Source organism: Pseudomonas sp. HN2-3, from assembly GCF_020691745.1.
Classification (GTDB): domain Bacteria; phylum Pseudomonadota; class Gammaproteobacteria; order Pseudomonadales; family Pseudomonadaceae; genus Aquipseudomonas; species Aquipseudomonas capeferrum.
In genome coordinates, this window is the sequence record NZ_CP085704.1 from 294,328 (window position 1) to 312,038 (window position 17,711).

Below are 17,711 nucleotides of genomic sequence, written 5' to 3' on the forward strand. Positions count from 1 at the left end.
GGAGCCCCAAGGGCGGATCCCTAGAATCGTAACAAAAAATCATCTGCGAATACGAAACCTTCCCAAATGAAGCCTCGGAGCATCATGAACGACTTCTCTTCCATCGGCCGAGGCGCAAGTCACCTCACCCCGCTCGCCTTCTTCATCGCCGCGGCCATCAGCGGCAGCGCCATGGCTGCCGACAGCAAGCCACTGGTGCTGGATGCCACGCAGATCGAGGACAGCGCGCTGGCGCCTGCCGATGAAGCCGGCCAGCTAGGGTACACGGTCGAGAGCAGCCGCAGTTCAACCGGCCTCAAGCTGACGCCGCGGCAAACGCCGCAGTCGGTAACCACCATTACCCGCCAGCAGATGGACGACCGCGCCATCCACACCATCGAGCAGGCGCTGGAAACCACGCCAGGGGTGACGGCCAGCAAAGCCGAAGTCGGCGGGCGCACCGACTACCGGGCGCGAGGTTATTCGATCAGCAACTGGAAGGTCGATGGCCTGCAGTTTCAGGGTGGCTCCGACTTCAGCGGCGGTGGTAACGCGCTGAACATGGACCTGTACGAGCGCATCGACATCGTGCGTGGCGCCAACGGCCTGCTGGGCGGCACCGGCGACCCCTCGGCCACCGTCAACCTGATCCGCAAGGCCCCGACCAAGACCTTCGGCGGCAGTGCCTACGCGACCTACGGCAGCTGGGACAAACGCCGCCTGGGCGCCGACCTGAACCTGCCATTGTCCGAGGACGGCCGCCTGCGTTCGCGGTTTGTAATGACCCAGCAGGACGCCAACTCGTTCCGCGACAACCAGTCCGAGCGCGCCCGCGCTGCGCTGGCCAACTTCGAATTCGACCTCGACGACGCCACCACCCTGGGTGCCGGTTACCAGTACGAATACAACAAGGTCGTCGGCGGCGGCTGGGGTGCGAACATCCCGATCTGGTACCGCGACGGCAGCAAGACCGACCTGCCGCGCAGCACCAACGTGGTGCCCAGCTGGAGCTTTGGCGAGTACACCACCCGCACGGCGTTCGGCTCGCTCGAGCATCGCTTCGACAACGACTGGACGCTGGACCTGAAGGCCGCCCAAAGCACCGCCGAGGCCCTCAACCACCGCGGGCTGGCCAAGGTCAACTCGGCGGGCCGCGGCACCTTCGGCGGCTACTGGGACCAGGACGGCAGCGGCGCCGTGCTCAACGGCCTGCACAGCGCCAGCGACACCACCCAGCAGTCGGCGCAGATCGACCTGTCCGGCCCGTTCCAGCTGTTCGGCCGTACCCATCAGGCGATGGTCGGTTACAACGACAGCCGCACCGTGGCCTGGTCACCGGAATACACCTGCAACATGGTCAGCGACGGCCGCGTCAGTGCTGCGGCGCTGGGTTGCCAGTTCCGCGCCAACAACGGTTTCCCGCTGACCGACTGGCGCAATGGCGTGGATGACGACTACGACATGATCGCCTCGCGCACCGGCCGCCACAGCAAGACCACCACCCGCTTGCAGGGTATGTATGCAGCTACTCGCCTGAGCATCACCGACCCGCTGTCGGTGATCGTCGGCGTGCGCACCAGCAACTACTCCGCAATCACGCGCAGCAATGCCGGCGTGCGCACCAGCCAGGAAGAAAACGGCATCGTCACCCCCTACCTGGGCGCGGTGTACGACCTCAACGACACCTACTCGCTATACGCCAGCTACACCGACATCTTCACCCCGCAGACCGCCGAGACCAGCAGCGGCAGCAAGGTCGAGCCGATTCGCGGGCAAAGCTACGAAACCGGCATCAAGGGCGAATGGTTCGATGGCCGCCTGAACGCCTCGGCGGCGTACTTCCGCACCAAGCAGGAAAACAAGGCCGTGCTGGACGGCGACCTGACCACACCGACCGGTAACGACGCCTACAAAGCCGGCTCTGGCCAGGAAACCGACGGCATCGACCTGGAAATCGCCGGTGCACTGACCCCGAACTGGAACGTTTACGCGGGCTACACGTACCTGCACTTCCGCCGTATCGACAGTGATGGCCGCAGCGACCCGTCGCACCTGTTCAAGGCTTCGACCACGTATCGGCTGTCTGGCCCGCTGGACCGCTTGACCCTTGGCGCAGGGGTGACCGCGCAGAGCAACATTCGCGCGGTATCCAGCCCGGCTGGGCAGCCGAGCAATGGTGTTAGCACAGGTGCTACCGACGTCAACTGGTCGGGGTATGCGATCTGGAATGCCATGGCCAAGTACCAGCTGACTGACGATACGAGTGTCAGCCTCAATGCCAATAACCTGTTCGACAAGCACTACTACACCCGCTACGGGTTCTACGCGGGGGCGATTTATGGTGATCCGCGGAACCTGTCGTTGACGGTGAGTACGGCGTTCTGACGGAGGCACCTGGGGCTGCTGCGCAGCCCATCGCAGGCCAGCGCTGTACCTGTGGTGTTGCGCGTTTTGTGTAGGAGCTGGCTTGCCTGCGATGGGCCGCAAAGCGGCCCCCTGCGGTCAGTTGGATTGCGCCTGCTGAACCTCGCGAACCGGCTTGTCCAACCGGTCCTCCATACGGTCCCAGTCCTCCCCGAACAACTCCACCGGATGCATAGTGCGATCGGCTCCATTGCCGCAGGCCAGCGCTTTGGCGGGGCAATACAGGTCGCACCCCCAGCAGATGCGTTCAGGGTGGCTGGGGTTGGTCGGGAATTTCTTGGCCATAGCGTCCATTCTCGCAAGTGGGGTGCTGAGCCCAAGCTATGCCTTCCAGCGCTTTCAGCCTTGATTGAAATCAAGACGCGCTGCGTCTTGCGGTAAGGTTTCAACTTATCGTTTCTGCGATCGGCATGTGATCGCGAAAGTCGGTCCGAGCAGTATCACTGACTGGGGGTGATAGGGGCGCTATCTGACACAAGAAGGAGTGGATGAAATGGCATCGATGAAACGTCCCCGCCTGCGGGCGGTTCAGCCTCGGCCGGGCGTTAGCCTTGAGCTGACTTTTACCAATGGGCAGCGGTTTACCCTGGATATGAGCGACGCGCTTAAAGCGTATCCGGGGTTGGCGCCACTGGCTAAGCGCAAAGCGTTCGAAGACGTAACGTTAGGGGATGGAGGCTGGTCCGTGGAATGGCCGGCGCTGGATATTCAGATCGGTGCCGACACCCTACTGCTGGACGCGCTTGCCCAAAACGCCCCGGATGAGAACACCCGGATATTCATTCGCTGGCGGCTGCGGCATCGGATGACGCTCGACCAGGCTGCCGAAGCGCTGGGCGTCAGTGCGCGCAGTATCAGCCGCTACAGTAGTGGTCGTGAAGCGGTACCACGCACACTGGCGTTGGCTTGTTTGGGCTGGGAGACGTTGGAGCAGAAGGCAGCCTGATAGGTCATGCTTGCTCCGCCCTGGGGTAATTGCGCGGCGGGGTAGCGAACACACAAACAAAGGCCCACCTTGCGGTGAGGGTCTGGATCGAAAATTAAACTCCAGAGCGGATTGCGAGAGTCTTACGGATGTACGCTTTATTTACTGCGGCACTTGAAAAGCCAAAGCAGTGTTAGCACCGTCGGCCAAAACAATGTGTTGAGAACGTCATGAGCGCTGGCCTGCCAGCGCCAGTATCCGAAGCTGCCAATATCGTCTCGCCGATCTACCCACTCGCCAGCACACGCAATGAGTAAAACAACCAGCCAACCAAAGTATGGCCTGAATCGTTGGGTGCCAACGATCATCGTCAAATAGACCGCCATGCCAAAATAGATATGCAGCGCGTCTTTTGACAGTCCGGTTGCCGCCACAATCGCGAGCTTGATGCTTTGTACAGTTGAGATATCCATGTCAATTTTTCATGTCTGTGCCAAGGCGTTTTGTCTCGTGCGTGATGCTATGCGGGAAGCTCTAACCCTAAAGCAACGTCTATCGTTCCACGCTGCTTGATCGATTCCAAGGGCTGCATGAGGTCATATCGACAGTGCCGCGCGGGACCTCGTAGGTTTTGAGGCGGCTCTCAGGTGCGACATAAGGTACTCCCTTTCTTCGAAGTGACCTTGATCCCCAAACTGAAACGGTTGGAACCCACCAGTTTTTGAAGGAATCCGACGGAACGCCAAAACGAAAAAACCCGCCAGAAGGCGGGTTTTTCGGGTGTTCCAGAGATTTTGAAGGCTTTCTATGGAACCTTGAATGGTGCGGCACCAGGAGTCGAACTCATCAATATCATGCTGATTTAACGAGTTTTTAGCATTTCGATATGTGGCACTATCCCTAAAGCTATCCTTTAAAGACAGTGCCGTCAGCCGTGGCAGCTATTGGCCCGCAGTCAGCCAATGGATTTGTACTTTAGATCGAGTTCTTTGAGAATCTCTTGAGAGAAGGTAGAAGAAGATGCGTCTAATTTTAATATGATGTCATAGAGGTGTTCATTATCTTCTCTACCATTCCATATTTTCTGATAGCTGCCATCTTTATAGCCGTTATTCTGTCTAAAAATATTAAGTATATTTTTAGACACATAGCCGACATATAAAGAATTCCAGTCTAGTTCGCATTTCTCCATTATCTTTTGCAGGATATTGAAGCTGCGCTGCCTGATAACTGAGGTTGCAGCGAGTAGCTCAAAAAGCGTCTGGGTTTCGACTGAACGTAGGTCGAAATTAATTTTGCCTATACTTAAAGTCTGGCTAAGATCGTTACATTCGGTTGCCATTAGTTTTGTGGCTGATTTAATATCGCCGGAAGTACTTATCAGCAGGTCGGAAAGGTAAAAGTGTAAAATGTCAGAAATCTCAATCTGGACTTGAGGGATGTCTGAAGTTTGTTTTTTCCACCATTTCCATCCGAAGTGGTCTAATGCTTCTGCTGACTCTACAAAAGCGGCTCGTAGGTACGGGAATTTTTTAGTCAGCCAGTCGCGATCTACTAGTGCATTGAGCTTGTACTGAAGGTCAAGCATTGTCTCAATTTGGCTGTCGTTAGGCTTTTTCACGATTATGAAATCCTTAAGAGATTATGACAGTAAATTTGTGCCAGGTACCTACGCCACTTGAGCGTTTAGATTTTTTTTCAGGATGGTCGTATAAAATCCCTACCCGATCCTGATTCAAACTAGCAAATAAGGCTGTTGCAACGCCGCATGGCTTTGTACCAATAGGGGCAATAAACATTTGGCTTTCTTCGGATAACGAGTTTTTAGTTTTCTCAAGCAATTCGTATGCTGCGCTCGGATCATTGGCCGCGCAGTAGGCTATATCGAAAGACTTTTCGCTTAAGCTTGGGAGGTGCGGTATGAAAGAATTTAGTTCCCATCCTGGTTTAAATGCAGGTACACCAAAGACGACTTTGATTTCCTTTGAAGAAATCATCTGGTATTCTTCGAGCGCACGCTCAAGCCTCTCGGGCTCATAGCCGAGAAAAAATACGCCCGCCTCAACATTCTCGCTTGATAAATCAACCACCGCATTAGGAATAGGTCTATATCCAACTATTTTATTGGATAGTGCAAAAGAATCCCCTCCCGGATGGACTGGTGTATAGTCTGCGGGCTCACCATAAATTATGTCGAATTCTTTAACGCCCAAGTTAATCACCGAGCGTATCGTGCAGAAGAGTTCGGCAAGTCCTAGTGTTGTTGCTTCAAATACAATTGGTGCGTCGATATAGTCTTTGATTATTTCTTCAGATATGTCTGCGCTGGCTTCCTGGGGGCCAACTTCAAGGCTCATGGTTTCGTATGAATATGAAACTTTCAGCCTTTCAGATGCTGTAGACTTATCTAACAATAACGCGATATCTCCGCGCTCATCTAGCGAAACGCCATGTAATAAAACGCAGCCTTTGGGAAGTTCTACGTCTTTGGCATCGCTATAGCGTGTAGTGAGTATTGTAGTTGTCATAGCCCAAGCCCGAGCTGGAGATTATCTTGCTGTTCAGATTTTCTATAAAGCGATACCGCAAGCTCGTTGTACTTGTCCTCGGTGCCCATTGATAATGTGTGAAAATCTTCAACTGAAAAGTCTACCTTGCGTTTACGACGGTAGCTAATCATAAAGTAAGGCGAGTAAATCGGATTCAACTGAAAGTCAGTGATGTCTGTGCTTACAGCGCTTTTAGCTTTTGTTTCCAACATTTCGATGAGGATTGCATACTTCAGCGCTTCAGAAATGAATAACATTTCTCCTGCGTCGAGTGATCTATTACCTGAGTTTATAGTGAATTGGTTCTGCTCTGGTTCACTCATGCTAGGTGCAGACTGAAGTGTTCTAAACACATTCCCCAAACGGAGAACAAAGCTACGCAATTGCTCTCCCGACTCACCGAATGTCTTTATTTCCCGAATTAGTTGGTCGGCAGCCTCATATGCGGCTCGTGCCTGGATGTCAATCGAGAATATGTCTGTACCCTCATCCTCCAGCTCACTCATTTCTAGTACTTTATAGGAAAGAATTAAGAAGTGGCGAAGATTTTTGTTGGACATCGATATGAATGTATCGAATCCACTATATAAAGGGCAGTATGTTCTGTAAGGTCTGTAAAGCTCAAGAATGGAGCCAAACAAGTTGTTGTGGATCCAGTTTGAGAATTTGCTTTCTTCGGATTTGCTGTATTTCTCTAGCTCATCAAGAACAAACTCTGCGGAGTTTGTATTTCGATTGAGTAGCGCTGGTAAGATAACCTTTGCTTCGGCGAGGTAGCCTGGCTTTAAGAAACTATCTACATCTAATTTTGTTTGCTTTCTCGAAAGTGCCTTTTCAATGCGCTCGCGTAGAATGTTTTTAATGCGATCTGTTTCAAAGGCATCTACTGCAAATTGTTTATGCTCTTTTGTTGGAAATCGCTTTCTTATTTCATCAATAACATTACTTTTGTAGGCTTTTTCACGGCGACTCTCTAAAGAGTTCTGGTCGCGGACCAAAAGCAAGAGGTTGGAATCTTGTTTGCCAGCAGCTAGGTCGAGGTTTGCGAGGAATACCTCAGCGAAGAAGCAAGACCTTTCTGTGTCATCCATTAGATTATCGATGTAACACAGGTTGTAGTCATTAGTTGCAGTGATTGACTCTTTGCCGGTGGTTCGATTTTCGTCGGATAATTCTTTTGAGGTGAAATTTACAATAAGCGGTTGTTGGCTATGTCGTAAATATGTGTTTAGCACTCGTCTTTGATAGGGTACTAAATTTTCAACTTCATCAATGTAGATATAAAAGCAGCTTTTGGTCAGGCCTGGTGCTTTTCTAATGTCCGAAATTAACGAGTCTAAAAAGTCTTTGCCAGGTGGTAGAAGCGGGCGCGGGGCTGTGGATAGATTTGAAATCCATAGGCTAAACGCTTTTCTAGTTTTGTCTAGTGCTCTTTCCAATTCTTCAGGATTAGATGGGAAAGAGTAATCCTCTGCAGATGGAAAGGTTAACTTTTCTAAATCTTTGAGGTTGAACTCAGCGTATGAGCTTTGAGAAATACTTCTTAGAGAGCGAACTATTTCTCCGGCGATGGCTAGTGAGAAATAACAATTGAAAATGGTAGTCCACTCGGCTTCTTCAATGCCACGCAATCTCATGGAATTGCAAAATTGAGTATCGACACGCCAGTAGATCCCGATGTGCTCAATTTCGCTTTGGGGTATCTGCTGCCGGTTAGGAGAAAAAAGCGTATGGTAGTCGAGATATTTGAGCAGCATGGTTTTTCCACAACCACGCTTTCCGACCAAATAAGTCGACTTTGTTGCATCTTTAAGTGAAAGGCTATCAAAATAAGGTGGGACGAAGAATTTCCCCCATACGTCAGCTGCATGCTCTTCCGCACGGGTTTTAGCTAATATTGAGTGATCTATTATTGGTTGCATAATTATCTCTCGAATAGAGGTTCCCAGTTTGCGGAGCGCTTCCATAGCAACGGAAGAGTATTGTCAGGTATTCCATGTTCGTAAACTACCATCAACCCGCCCATGCCGGCATCGGACATGTCTGCACGAGCCAGTGTCTTCAAATATAGGTCGTAGGGGTCAACTTTATCGTACGGCCAGATTTTATTTTCAATCCAAAGTTCGCAAACTTTTTTAAAATTATCTTTTTCTGTGAGTAGCTCCCCGTAGAATACTTTTACATTGGGGAAATCTTTTGCGAGACGTTTTATAGCTTCTTCATGAGCGATAGCAAGGACAATTCCGCCTCTCTCGTGATTTCGCATTAGGTCGCCACATTGTACTAAAGTTTGTGATATCTGAGAGCCCGAAAAAGATCCATCGTCAACAATCAATAGGTATTCATCTTCTGGGAGCTTTCTGCTGTTGCAGTAAGTTTGATAGCTCTTGTCAATTCCGAAGTTAGAGTGTAGTGATCGTGCTATTAGCTCACCACTTTTTCCAGGAGGAGTTGTTCCTTCGGTCATAATTGGTGGGGCAAAATAAAAATATCTATTGCTGCGTAGGGGCTTTTTGTTTGAAAGTATTTCTTTCCAGTTGTAACCCGCTTCTGATTTTTCTGGGGGTTCAAAATGGAGTGCGGCCTCTTTCAGCGCCTGTCGGAGTGATGACTCAATCTGAGCAGAATTTCTGAATATAAGATTTTTTACAATAAGTAGTGCTAAGGTTTGCTCTTCCTGGCTTTTGAATTGTTTCAGCCATGTTCTTACTCGCTCCATTGTAAGCGGGTTGCGAATCTTAGTCGCGCAGAGCTTTCGTATTATTTCTTTGAGTTTTGTGTTGTCAGTTGGTGGTACGTCCATGTTTCTAATTCTCAATCTAAAAAGGGAAGTTTTCTAAATCACTTTTCGTTATGAATTTTGCACAGGCGCCGTGGATATGTGCTTGAAGCCAAGACTGCCCGTCTTCTGAGGTAAGAGCTCTGTATAGTTCCTCGGCAGGTCGGTTATCTGTGCGGAGAACGTATAAACAGTCGCTGATTGGAGCAAGTCCACTTTTGACAATTCTAATGCCACTTAGGATGTTTCTCCCTACGCGTGGTATTAGAATATCGCCAGGCTTGGCTATAACTTTGCTTGAAAGCTTTGCGTTGCTAGCGAATTCTTCAGAGAAATTTACTTCGCCAGGAATGCTCTGATCCTTTAGGTCAGTGGTGTGAAATATACACCATTCATTTTTTAGTGCTTCGCTGGTTGTAACGCTGCCTCTCAATACCGAGAGTGTGTGAGCGCTGTGTTTGGGGGCGTTTTTTTTGCTGTGACTTCGCCACTTGTAGTAGCTATAGTCCATTCTGCTTTTGGCTTCTTCTTGAGAAATCCAAATTGGATGTTCCATGCAACCGTCTTTGTTGCATCGATACAGCGCTATTTTCTTTGTTCCTGGCTTATTCTTCTCTAAGTTGAGAATGAATGTTTTGACTTCAGTACCCTTAAAAGCATTGTCGGGCAGCTCAACGATTTCGGTAATACAATGTTGTGATAGCAGTGCGTCTCTAATTGCGTAGTTACGTTCGCCAGAAATTATGCCAGACGGTATTATTATTCCAAGTTGCCCTTTATCTTTAAGGAGCCATAAATTTTGGGCGAGGAATAAAATGTCTGCCCCAACTTTTAATGCCTTGCTCGGTACTGGAAACCCTGCGCGACTGAGTAACGTGGAAAAATTAGGCTTCCAATCTGCAGCGATGAACGGGGGGTTGCAGACGGCTAAGTCCGCGACTCCGCTGGGGAGGCCGATGAGCTCCTCAAGCTGTGGGCTCAATGCATCGGCGCAGTAATGGTGGTGATCTGAAGGCTGGTAAAAAGGCGAGCGCGACAGCATTGGATCTATATCCACTGATATGCAGCGTGCATCAGGCCAACGACCGTTGACAGCTGACAGCAGGGCTCCACCTCCCACCCCTAGCTCCAAGGCGACACTCACGGCATCCTCTTGGAAACGATTCACTAGAAGCGATCCATAGGCTGCGTCAGTGAAATACTGGCCGTGTCGCTTCTTTTTTTCCTGTGCCTGCATTCAGCGACCGCTCTAGCGAAAATATGCATGTTACATCCTATGCAGCGCTGGCAGCACTACGCCCTACCGAGTTTTATGGATCATTTGATGAGCTAGACAACTGACTTGCCTATCCCCACGTCATCCCGCCAAGAATGCTGAGTGTTATCAGGGATCAAGGCCCCTGCGACCTGTGGGGATGTCCTCTAGCGCGGGACTGGCGGCTCCTTACGTCCGGGAGCAAGGGCATCTCATGATCTGGCCTCCTGAGCACCGTTACCGGTGGGCGGGCGGAGGCTGCATTGGCTGACGAGACCAGTGCCGCGAGATCCTGAGCCAGGTGCAAGCAGCAATGCGATGACCGGGGCATGCCTGACTGTCAGTCAGGTGCAGTCCATTCCTTGGTCTGCGGCACCATCATCTACAACGCTGTTGCTGGTGACATCGGCGTTTGTCACGCCGATTGTCACGAGGGGGAATGCCGCAAAGCCTTGTGCGATCAGGGCTGCAGCAGTGGTAGAAGTGCCCGTCTCTTTCCAGAAGAAAGAGACGGGCACAGGTTGGCGCAATAGTCGGCCAAGCGGATAGGTTGCTGCAGGGCAGCGAGGTACGGTGTATCTGGCACACGAGCGCCATATGTGTAAGAGCATCCATCACCTGGGTAGTGACCGGGCGAGCTGCCGGATGCGAATCGCCCTTGGGGAGAACCACCGCCAGAGCGGCGTGACCTTGAAGGTTCGGGTCACTTGGGTTGCTGTCATCGACAGCTCTTGCGACTTCCGGTCTACGCCTGTGGACAATATTCGTCAAGCAAAGAGATTTCAGGAATTTAGCACCTGTGGATAAAACTATCCCCCGGTGGACATCTGTGGTTTTCCACACACGTACGCTGTGCCAGCAGTTTTTTTCTTAGGTATGGTCCTTTCAAACGGGGCGGCTTTGCAGCCCCGTTTGAAAGGACCCGCGTGGAGGAGCTTCATGCGGTGCTGTGGGTAACTTCACAGCGAGTTGAGGTGGTGTTGCGGCGGGTTACTCGGTCCTCTTGGCACTGCGAAGGCGCATGACGTTCTCGCCCGTCTGCTTGGCAAACTCATGCGGCGTCACATGGTCCTCGCGGTTCGCCTCCAGAAACCGGCTCCACCAGGTCATGATCATCCGGCGCTCTTCGAGGAACTCGGCCTTGTGGGTATAGGCGGCGCGCACGTTGTTGCGTTCCTTGTGGCTCATCTGGCGTTCGATCGCTATCTCTGACCACAGCCCGGACTCGACCAGCGCACTGCACGCCATGGCTCGGAACCCGTGGCCGCAGATATCCACCTTGGTGTCGTAGCCCATCGTCCTGAGCGCGGCATTCACCGTGTTCTCGGACATCGGTTTCCACGGTTTGGCATCCCCCGCGAACACCAGCTCGAACTTGCCGGTGATCGCGTGGATCTGCTCAAGCAATGCCACTGCCTGCGGCGATAAGGGTACAACGTGGATATCCCCGGCCATCTTTGTACCCCTTGTGGAAAAGGGCACACCGTCCAGCGCCGGGCGGGTGTCGGGGATTTCCCAGATTCCGCGCTTTAGGTCGAACTCGTTCCAGCGGGCGAAGCGCAGTTCACTGGAGCGTACGAATACATGCAGCGATAGCATCACGGTAAGGCGCGTGAGCGGGCGACCTCTGTAATCCTCAATGCATGCCAGTAGCTCTGGCAGCCGCGATAAGGGTAGTGCGGGTCGGTGAGTTACCCGGGGTGTCTTGATCGAGCCATCAAGGTCGTGAGCTGGGTTCGCCGTGATCAGTCGCAGCCGTTTGGCTTCACGCATGATGCTTTGCAGGTAATTCTTGATCCTGAACGCCACGTCGATGGTGCCGCGCTTCGTCACGGCTTCCAGTGGCTGCATGAGGTCGTGGGTGTCCAACTCAACGATTGCTCTGGCACCGATCAAAGGGAATACGTGAGTCTTCAATCGGCTAAGTACAGTCTTGGCGTGGCCGGGCGCCCACTTGGGCACCATGCTGGCGTGCCAGTTGAGCGCAACGCTTTCGAAGGTGCGGCCGTTGATCACGGCTTGGGTCTTGGTTTGTTGCTTGTACTGGATGGGATCTATGCCGTTGGCGAGCTGCTGCTTGATCTCGAAGCGCTTACGGCGTGCGTCGCCCAGCCCGACCACTGGGTAGCTGCCGAGGGCGGTCAGGCCTTCGCGGCCATCGGGTTTCACGTACCTGAGCCGCCAGCCTTTGCGGCCGTTGGGTTGCACAAGCAGGTAAAGACCGTCGCCGTCGAAGAGCTTGTACTCGCGCTCTCTGGGCTTTGCCGTGCGACAGGCGGTGTCTGTAAGCGGGGCAGTGGTGCGTGCCATAAGGGTAGTCTCCGATATCGAAACGGACCTCTATCCTTAAAACTACCCTTATTAGCGCTGGCTACCCTCGGAATCCGACGGAACGCCAAAACGAAAAAACCCGCCAGAAGGCGGGTTTTTCGGGGGTTCCAGAGATTTTGAAAGCTTTCTATGGAACCTTGAATGGTGCCGGCACCAGGAATCGAACCCGGGACCTACTGATTACAAGTCAGTTGCTCTACCATCTGAGCTATACCGGCAATGGGGCGTCATTATAACGATCGTTTGGCGCCTGTAAACCACTTCCTTGCGATTGTTTGCAAATGACCTAAGTCACCGGCTTAAAAGGAGATTTTTCTTACCAGCCGCGGTGGATCGTGTTGACGCTTGGTTCGGTTTTGCCGGGGTTGAAGAACAGCTTGTCGTTGTCGCAGCCGCGCTTGCGGCAAGGGCTCTCGACGCGCAGGGGCAGGCCTCTGTCGCCACCCAGTTGCATGCCGGGGGTGTCCCAGCCCAGGTGGCTGGAAGGGTGGCTTGGGGTGTCGCTGGCGCAGGCGGTCAGGGCCATGGCGAAGGTCAACAGGGCTAGGGGTTTGGCTTGGGTCACGATGAGGAAGTCCGTTAGTCCATTGTCGGTTCTGGCGCAACGCCAGAAGGTCGCGGGGCTGGCGGGCAGCGCGCGACGTCTCTTTTTAATGATTTGGGGGTGAATGATACACCGTGGGGAGGTGTGCAGTGCGAGCTTTGCGGGCGCTGATCGATCGTCTTCAACCGTCGCGCGTGCGTGCGTGTGTAGGAGCGGCCTTGCGTCGCGAAAGGGCTGCGAAGCAGCCCCAGCAATGTGTGAACAAACGTCGATACCTGCGTTGGTTCGAAAACCTGGGGCTGCTTCGCAGCCCTTTCGCGACGCAAGGCCGCTCCTACAATGAAGGCAGCTATCAGCTGTAGGGCATTTCTGAACCTGAAACCAAATGCTTCGGGGTTTGCATGCTTCAGACCTATCCTACGCGCGCTGCTGAAGTATCGCTGTTGTCGGGGAAATGCCTCACGGATACCGTTTCTGGGTCGCTTCGGCGACCGGGTGTGAGAACCCGACCACGAATGAGCGTCACCCAAATGGTGGCTGTACGCGGGCAGACTTCGGTCTGGCCGGGGCTTTCCTTATTCACTCGGTTTCTCACCCCGCGTATGGCTGCCACCTAAATCCGTGAGAAAGATTTAGTGGCAGTTCCTTCCGTGAATAAGGAGTTACGCCATGATCAAGATCGTCCCCGACCCACCACGCCCGCTCATCCACACCCCCTACTTCTCTATCCACAGCGACATCTCCCCACACGACGCACTCACCCAGGCCCGCGAGCTCATGCGCGCTGTGGCCCAAACCCTCGACGAACACTGCTGCGCCCACGCCGGTGAACCTGGCCTTAGCCGGCTGGCCCACACCGCTCAGGCCGCCGAGTCGGCAGCGATATTGCTGCAGCACGCCAGTGAACGCATGAGCGCGGAGGGGGAAATCGCATGAACGATAGCCCCAAGCCCATCACCACAGCCGGCCTGGAAACCTTCCTGGAAGTCGGCGACCCACCCGTTGGCCTGTTGCGGGTGCAGCCCGGTATTGCGATCGACGATGCCTATGAACAGGTCTCTGTGCTGCTCAGCTACATCAAGCATCTGCTCAGGGAGGGTGATATGGAAGACGACCACAAGCTGTTGGGTGCGGCCGATTACCTGACGGCGATGGCCAAGGCATTGATGAACGATATCGAGCTGGCCAAGAACAAATTCCGCTGACCCACCGGGCCGCTTTGCGGCCCCAGGCGGGCGCACAAGAAAAGTTTATGCACAAGTAGCATTGCCAACTTGCGCGAAAGGCATGCCGAGCTGCTACACCGCTGGTCTTTGCGCAAACGCCTGTTTTTGCTGGCCGTGAGCTGTACGAAGGAATAAGCCAAACGCTTGAAATAGCGCTTGGATCCAACCATTCATCAAAAGCTTGTGCACAGAGTTATCCACAGGTTGTGCTGCGGCTAACGGTCGCGTTCTGCCAGGATGAGGATGTTGCGCGGGGTGAGTGGGTAGTCACAGAACAACCCGAGGCGTACGGCATAACCCTGTTCTTCCAGAAACAGCGCACGGTCGAGTACCAGCCACAGTTCCAGCGGGCGGCGGAACAGGTTGCGCACACGTTCTAGGTTGCGCACTTCGGCCAGGCGCTGCCAGCCGGCGGCTTCCAGGGCAGCCCAGTCGGGCGTGCCGCTCAGGGGCACGTGCTTGAGCTCGGCCAGGCCCCGGCAGTACGCCTCGAAAGGCTTGTCCAGCCAGGCCACCGGCAGCGAGGGGGTGGGCAGGTAATCATCACACTGGCGCTGCTGGCGTTGCAGCAGATCGAAGCCCAGGCGGCGGGCCATCGAGGTGTCGCGTTGGCGACGCACGCGGGCGCCCGCGGTGACGGTTTCACTCAACGGCAACCCCAGGTCGTCCAGCGACAAGTGCAGGCTGGAGGCTTGCGCGGCGGTGGATAACGCCTGGTACTGCTGGGCCTGGATGCGGTTATAGCAGCAAGGGGCCACGGCCATTTGCCGGCAGCCTTGCTCGCTGGCCAGGTGCAGAAGGCGTACGTGCAGGTCGCCGCAGGCGTGCAGGGCGACCACGGTCTTGTCGCTATTCAGGTGGCCGGCGCTGTCTGCGGCCATGACATCCTGATGAATATGGTGTGCAGGCAGGTGGTGGTGGTCGCTCAGGGCCTGGCCCGCGGTCACGAGCTCGGCGTCGTATTCCAGGCAGGTCAGGTGCTGGCCGGGTTGCAGCAGGCGGCGACCGAGGTGGCCTTTACCAGAGCACCAGTCCAGCCAGTGCCGGGTTGGCGCGTTGAAGGCCAGCCGGCGGGTGAAGGCTTCGATCTGCTGCCATTTGCGGCCGGGCACGCCAACGTCGAGGCGGTGGGCGGCGGCTGGCAGGCCAGCGTCCGGGAGTGCGTCGAGGGTGCAGAGTTGCTGGGCTTGTTGGGCCAGTTGGGGGAAGGGGGCGGGCACGCCTTGCGTCACCCGTTCGGCTTCGGCGTCGTTCAGGCTGCATTGGCGCAAGTGGGCGGAGAGTGCGGGGTGTTCGGCTTCCCAGTCCAGGCGCAGAGCGGTGAATGGCCTGGGTTTCCACAGGTGCTGGTGCTCGGTCAGGAACTGGTCGAGGGCCTGGAAGCGGTCGCTGTGGGGGATGGAAGGTGGGGTCATGGTTGTTGTCGGCAGGGTTGGGGCTGCTGTGCAGCCCTTCGCGGGGCAAGCCCGCTCCTACAGGGTCGGAGCGGGGGTGAGGTCTAGCGCCCTTGGCAGGCGTCTACCCGCAACCAGCGCTCCAGCAGTTTGAAGCCCTGCACCAGGACAAACGAGATAACCAGGTAAAACACCCCGGCGGCAAAGAAGATCTCCACCGGCAGGTACGTCCGGGCGATGATGGTACGCGCCATGCCGGTCAGCTCCAGCAGGGTGACGGTACTGGCCAGGGCGCTGGCCTTGAGCATCAGGATCACCTCGTTGCTGTAGGCCGGCAGGCCGATCCGCGTGGCGCGCGGCAGCATGATGTAGATCAGGGTCTTGGTGCGCGACATGCCCAGCGCCCGTGCCGCTTCGATCTCACCCTTGGGGATCGACTGCAGCGCACCGCGCAGAATCTCGGCGATATAGGCGGCCGTGTGCAGGGTCATGGTCAGCACGGTGCACCAGAACGGATCGCGCAGGTAAGGCCACAACGCACTGCTGCGCACCGCCTCGAACTGGGCCAGGCCGTAATAGACCAGGAACAGCTGCACCAGCAACGGCGTACCGCGGAAGAAGAAAATGTAGCTGAACGGCACGGCGCGCACGTACCAGTGCCGCGACGAGCGGGCGATGCCCAGCGGGATGGCCAGGATCAACCCGGCAACCACGGCAATGGCCACCAGCTCCAGGGTCAGGGTCGCACCCTGGGCCAGGCGTGGCAGCCATTTGATGATGACTTCCCAATTCATTGTTCGGCCCTCGCAAAGCCGCGAGCGGCGCGTTTTTCCATGAAGTACATGCCGGTCATGGCGACGACGGTCAAGCCCAGGTAGATGCAGGCCGCAACCATGTAGAAGGTGAACGGCTCCTTGGTCATGGTCACGCCGATTTGCGCGTGGCGCATGATTTCTTCAAGGCCGATGACCGATACCAGCGCGGTGTCCTTCATCAGGATCATGAACAGGTTGCCCAGGCCGGGCAGGGCGATGCGCCACATCTGCGGCAGGATGATGCGCGAGAGGATGCGCGCCTTGGACAAGCCCAGTGCCAGGCCCGCCTCACGGTGCCCCTTGGGGATCGCCAGGATGGCGCCGCGGAACACCTCGGTGGCGTAGGCGCCGAAGCACAGGCCGAGGGCGATGACGCCGGCAGCGAAGGCGCTGAGCTCAAGGCCCGGCATGTTGAGCGCTTCGCCGATGCTGTTCATCAGGCCGACGGTGCCGAAATAGATAAGCAGGACCCAGAGCAGTTCGGGCACGCCGCGAACCAGGGTCGAGTAGAAGCCGCCAAGCCATTGCAGCGGCTTGACCGGGGAAGTCTTGGCCAGGGCACCGAGCAGGCCCAGGACCAGCCCCAGCAGCAAGGCGCAGAGCGCCAGTTTTACGGTCATCAAGGTGCCAGCCGCCAGGGCCGGACCGAATCCGTGCAGGTCGATATTCATGGGTAGGGTCGTTCTAGGGACCGGCACGCCGCAAGGGCGTGCCGGTCGGGGCGAATCAATAGATGCTGAACGGGAAGTACTTGTCGTTGATCTTTTTGTAGGTGCCGTCGGCGACAATTTCCTTCAGTGCGGCATTGAGCTTGTTACGCAGCTCATCGTCACCTTTGCGTACGGCAATGCCGACCTTGTCGCTGTCGTTCACCGGTTCGCCTTTGAACTCGAAGTTTTTGCCAGCGGCAGACTTCAGCCAGTCGTAGTTGGCGTACTTGTCGGCGAGGATGGCGTCGAGGCGGCCAGAGGTCAGGTCCAGGTAGGCGTTTTCCTGGCCATCGTACAGGTTGACCTTGAACTCGTTGTCCATGCCGCCGTTGTCGTCCAGCCAGGTCGCGGCCTGGGTGGCGCGCTGGGTACCGATGGTCTTGCCCTTGAGCGAGGCGCGGTCGGTCTTGAAGTCGACGTTTTTCGGTGCGATGAACTGCTGCTTGTTCGAGTAGTACGGGTCGGTGAAGTCGACGGCCTGCTTGCGCTCGTCGGTGATCGACAGCGAGGAGATCAGGAAGTCGAACTTCTTGGCGTTCAACGCCGGGATGATGCCGTCCCAGTCAGAGGTGACCACTTCGCATTCGACTTTCATCTTGGCGCACAGTGCGTCGCCGATGTCTTTGTCAAAGCCGACCACCTGGCCGCTGGCATCCTTGTTGTTGAACGGCGGGTAGGCCGCCTCGATGCCCATTTTGAGTTTTTCGGCTGCCATGGCATTTGCCGAGAACACCAAGGTGGCGGCAGCGGCCAGGAGGAATTTCTTATAGGTCTGCATTC

At 55.2% G+C, this 17,711-nt stretch carries 17 protein-coding genes and 1 tRNA gene; 4 read left to right on the plus strand and 14 right to left on the minus strand.

Features of this window, described 5'->3' with window-relative positions:
• Positions 1 to 66 precede the first annotated feature (66 nt).
• Positions 67 to 2,364, plus strand: a complete 2,298-nt coding sequence (locus tag LJX93_RS01270; protein WP_156311040.1) for a TonB-dependent siderophore receptor — start codon at positions 67 to 69, stop codon at positions 2,362 to 2,364.
• A 117-nt stretch (positions 2,365 to 2,481) separates the two neighbouring features.
• Here the strand turns inward: LJX93_RS01270 and LJX93_RS01275 are convergent, their stop codons facing one another.
• Complete coding sequence (locus tag LJX93_RS01275; RefSeq protein ID WP_047582976.1) at positions 2,482 to 2,688, minus strand: DUF3079 domain-containing protein; 207 nt, start codon at positions 2,686 to 2,688, stop codon at positions 2,482 to 2,484.
• A 208-nt stretch (positions 2,689 to 2,896) separates the two neighbouring features.
• Here LJX93_RS01275 and LJX93_RS01280 point away from each other — a divergent pair, with 208 nt between their 5' ends.
• Positions 2,897 to 3,349, plus strand: coding sequence for a DUF2442 domain-containing protein (locus LJX93_RS01280; RefSeq protein ID WP_227696668.1), 453 nt, complete (start codon positions 2,897 to 2,899; stop codon positions 3,347 to 3,349).
• A 137-nt stretch (positions 3,350 to 3,486) separates the two neighbouring features.
• On the opposite strand, the gene LJX93_RS01285 is transcribed toward LJX93_RS01280, so the two are convergent.
• From LJX93_RS01285 to LJX93_RS01325, 9 genes are all read right to left on the minus strand, one after another.
• Entirely contained in the window at positions 3,487 to 3,801 is a 315-nt protein-coding gene (locus tag LJX93_RS01285; protein ID WP_033703201.1) for a hypothetical protein, read from the minus strand.
• A 482-nt stretch (positions 3,802 to 4,283) separates the two neighbouring features.
• Positions 4,284 to 4,949 carry a dUTP diphosphatase gene (locus tag LJX93_RS01290; protein WP_227696669.1) on the minus strand — a complete coding sequence of 222 codons (666 nt, stop codon included), beginning with the start codon at positions 4,947 to 4,949 and terminating at the stop codon, positions 4,284 to 4,286.
• A 13-nt stretch (positions 4,950 to 4,962) separates the two neighbouring features.
• Positions 4,963 to 5,856, minus strand: a complete 894-nt coding sequence (locus LJX93_RS01295) for a hypothetical protein (RefSeq protein ID WP_227696670.1) — start codon at positions 5,854 to 5,856, stop codon at positions 4,963 to 4,965.
• Complete coding sequence (locus LJX93_RS01300) at positions 5,853 to 7,799, minus strand: hypothetical protein (RefSeq protein ID WP_227696671.1); 1,947 nt, start codon at positions 7,797 to 7,799, stop codon at positions 5,853 to 5,855. The genes LJX93_RS01295 and LJX93_RS01300 overlap by 4 nt, the downstream gene beginning before the upstream one ends.
• Positions 7,800 to 7,801: 2 nt before the next feature.
• On the minus strand, positions 7,802 to 8,680 hold the full coding sequence (locus LJX93_RS01305) for a hypothetical protein (protein ID WP_227696672.1): 879 nt from the start codon (positions 8,678 to 8,680) through the stop codon (positions 7,802 to 7,804).
• A gap of 16 nt (positions 8,681 to 8,696) precedes the next feature.
• The gene (locus LJX93_RS01310) at positions 8,697 to 9,893 is read right to left on the minus strand and encodes an N-6 DNA methylase (RefSeq protein ID WP_227696674.1); all 1,197 of its coding nucleotides are present in this window, start codon (positions 9,891 to 9,893) and stop codon (positions 8,697 to 8,699) included.
• A 1,008-nt stretch (positions 9,894 to 10,901) separates the two neighbouring features.
• Positions 10,902 to 12,221, minus strand: coding sequence for a tyrosine-type recombinase/integrase (locus LJX93_RS01315; RefSeq protein ID WP_227696675.1), 1,320 nt, complete (start codon positions 12,219 to 12,221; stop codon positions 10,902 to 10,904).
• A gap of 163 nt (positions 12,222 to 12,384) precedes the next feature.
• A tRNA-Thr gene (locus tag LJX93_RS01320) sits at positions 12,385 to 12,460 on the minus strand.
• A gap of 98 nt (positions 12,461 to 12,558) precedes the next feature.
• Positions 12,559 to 12,807, minus strand: coding sequence for a hypothetical protein (locus tag LJX93_RS01325; protein ID WP_033703195.1), 249 nt, complete (start codon positions 12,805 to 12,807; stop codon positions 12,559 to 12,561).
• A gap of 648 nt (positions 12,808 to 13,455) precedes the next feature.
• On the opposite strand from LJX93_RS01325, the gene LJX93_RS01330 reads away from it, so the two are divergent.
• Together LJX93_RS01330 and LJX93_RS01335 are read left to right on the plus strand one after the other, a co-directional pair.
• Positions 13,456 to 13,722: a hypothetical protein gene (locus LJX93_RS01330; RefSeq protein ID WP_227696676.1), complete on the plus strand. Its 267-nt coding sequence runs from the start codon at positions 13,456 to 13,458 to the stop codon at positions 13,720 to 13,722.
• Entirely contained in the window at positions 13,719 to 13,991 is a 273-nt protein-coding gene (locus LJX93_RS01335; protein WP_156311041.1) for a DUF3077 domain-containing protein, read from the plus strand. The genes LJX93_RS01330 and LJX93_RS01335 overlap by 4 nt, the downstream gene beginning before the upstream one ends.
• A 236-nt stretch (positions 13,992 to 14,227) precedes the next feature.
• Here LJX93_RS01335 and LJX93_RS01340 read toward each other — a convergent pair whose 3' ends face one another.
• From LJX93_RS01340 to LJX93_RS01355, 4 genes are all read right to left on the minus strand, one after another.
• Entirely contained in the window at positions 14,228 to 15,427 is a 1,200-nt protein-coding gene (locus tag LJX93_RS01340; protein WP_227696677.1) for a methyltransferase, read from the minus strand.
• Positions 15,428 to 15,510: 83 nt separating this feature from the next.
• Positions 15,511 to 16,200 (minus strand): ABC transporter permease, encoded by a 690-nt coding sequence (locus tag LJX93_RS01345; RefSeq protein WP_047582943.1) that lies wholly within the window; start codon positions 16,198 to 16,200, stop codon positions 15,511 to 15,513.
• Positions 16,197 to 16,892, minus strand: coding sequence for an ABC transporter permease (locus LJX93_RS01350; protein WP_033703191.1), 696 nt, complete (start codon positions 16,890 to 16,892; stop codon positions 16,197 to 16,199). The genes LJX93_RS01345 and LJX93_RS01350 overlap by 4 nt, the downstream gene beginning before the upstream one ends.
• A 55-nt stretch (positions 16,893 to 16,947) precedes the next feature.
• Positions 16,948 to 17,709 (minus strand): ABC transporter substrate-binding protein, encoded by a 762-nt coding sequence (locus LJX93_RS01355; RefSeq protein WP_033703190.1) that lies wholly within the window; start codon positions 17,707 to 17,709, stop codon positions 16,948 to 16,950.
• Positions 17,710 to 17,711: the final 2 nt, after the last annotated feature.

Excerpts from the sequence above, each read along its gene's own strand:
- LJX93_RS01275 (WP_047582976.1), bottom strand. The coding sequence starts at position 2,688 with ATGGCCAAGAAATTCCCGACCAACCCCAGCCACCCTGAACGCATCTGC.
- LJX93_RS01330 (WP_227696676.1), top strand. The coding sequence starts at position 13,456 with ATGATCAAGATCGTCCCCGACCCACCACGCCCGCTCATCCACACCCCC.
- LJX93_RS01280 (WP_227696668.1), top strand. The coding sequence starts at position 2,897 with ATGGCATCGATGAAACGTCCCCGCCTGCGGGCGGTTCAGCCTCGGCCG.
- LJX93_RS01340 (WP_227696677.1), bottom strand. The coding sequence starts at position 15,427 with ATGACCCCACCTTCCATCCCCCACAGCGACCGCTTCCAGGCCCTCGAC.
- LJX93_RS01335 (WP_156311041.1), top strand. The coding sequence starts at position 13,719 with ATGAACGATAGCCCCAAGCCCATCACCACAGCCGGCCTGGAAACCTTC.
- LJX93_RS01285 (WP_033703201.1), bottom strand. The coding sequence starts at position 3,801 with ATGGATATCTCAACTGTACAAAGCATCAAGCTCGCGATTGTGGCGGCA.
- LJX93_RS01315 (WP_227696675.1), bottom strand. The coding sequence starts at position 12,221 with ATGGCACGCACCACTGCCCCGCTTACAGACACCGCCTGTCGCACGGCA.
- LJX93_RS01310 (WP_227696674.1), bottom strand. The coding sequence starts at position 9,893 with ATGCAGGCACAGGAAAAAAAGAAGCGACACGGCCAGTATTTCACTGAC.
- LJX93_RS01300 (WP_227696671.1), bottom strand. The coding sequence starts at position 7,799 with ATGCAACCAATAATAGATCACTCAATATTAGCTAAAACCCGTGCGGAA.
- LJX93_RS01295 (WP_227696670.1), bottom strand. The coding sequence starts at position 5,856 with ATGACAACTACAATACTCACTACACGCTATAGCGATGCCAAAGACGTA.
- LJX93_RS01355 (WP_033703190.1), bottom strand. The coding sequence starts at position 17,709 with ATGCAGACCTATAAGAAATTCCTCCTGGCCGCTGCCGCCACCTTGGTG.
- LJX93_RS01345 (WP_047582943.1), bottom strand. The coding sequence starts at position 16,200 with ATGAATTGGGAAGTCATCATCAAATGGCTGCCACGCCTGGCCCAGGGT.
- LJX93_RS01350 (WP_033703191.1), bottom strand. The coding sequence starts at position 16,892 with ATGAATATCGACCTGCACGGATTCGGTCCGGCCCTGGCGGCTGGCACC.
- LJX93_RS01305 (WP_227696672.1), bottom strand. The coding sequence starts at position 8,680 with ATGGACGTACCACCAACTGACAACACAAAACTCAAAGAAATAATACGA.
- LJX93_RS01270 (WP_156311040.1), top strand. The coding sequence starts at position 67 with ATGAAGCCTCGGAGCATCATGAACGACTTCTCTTCCATCGGCCGAGGC.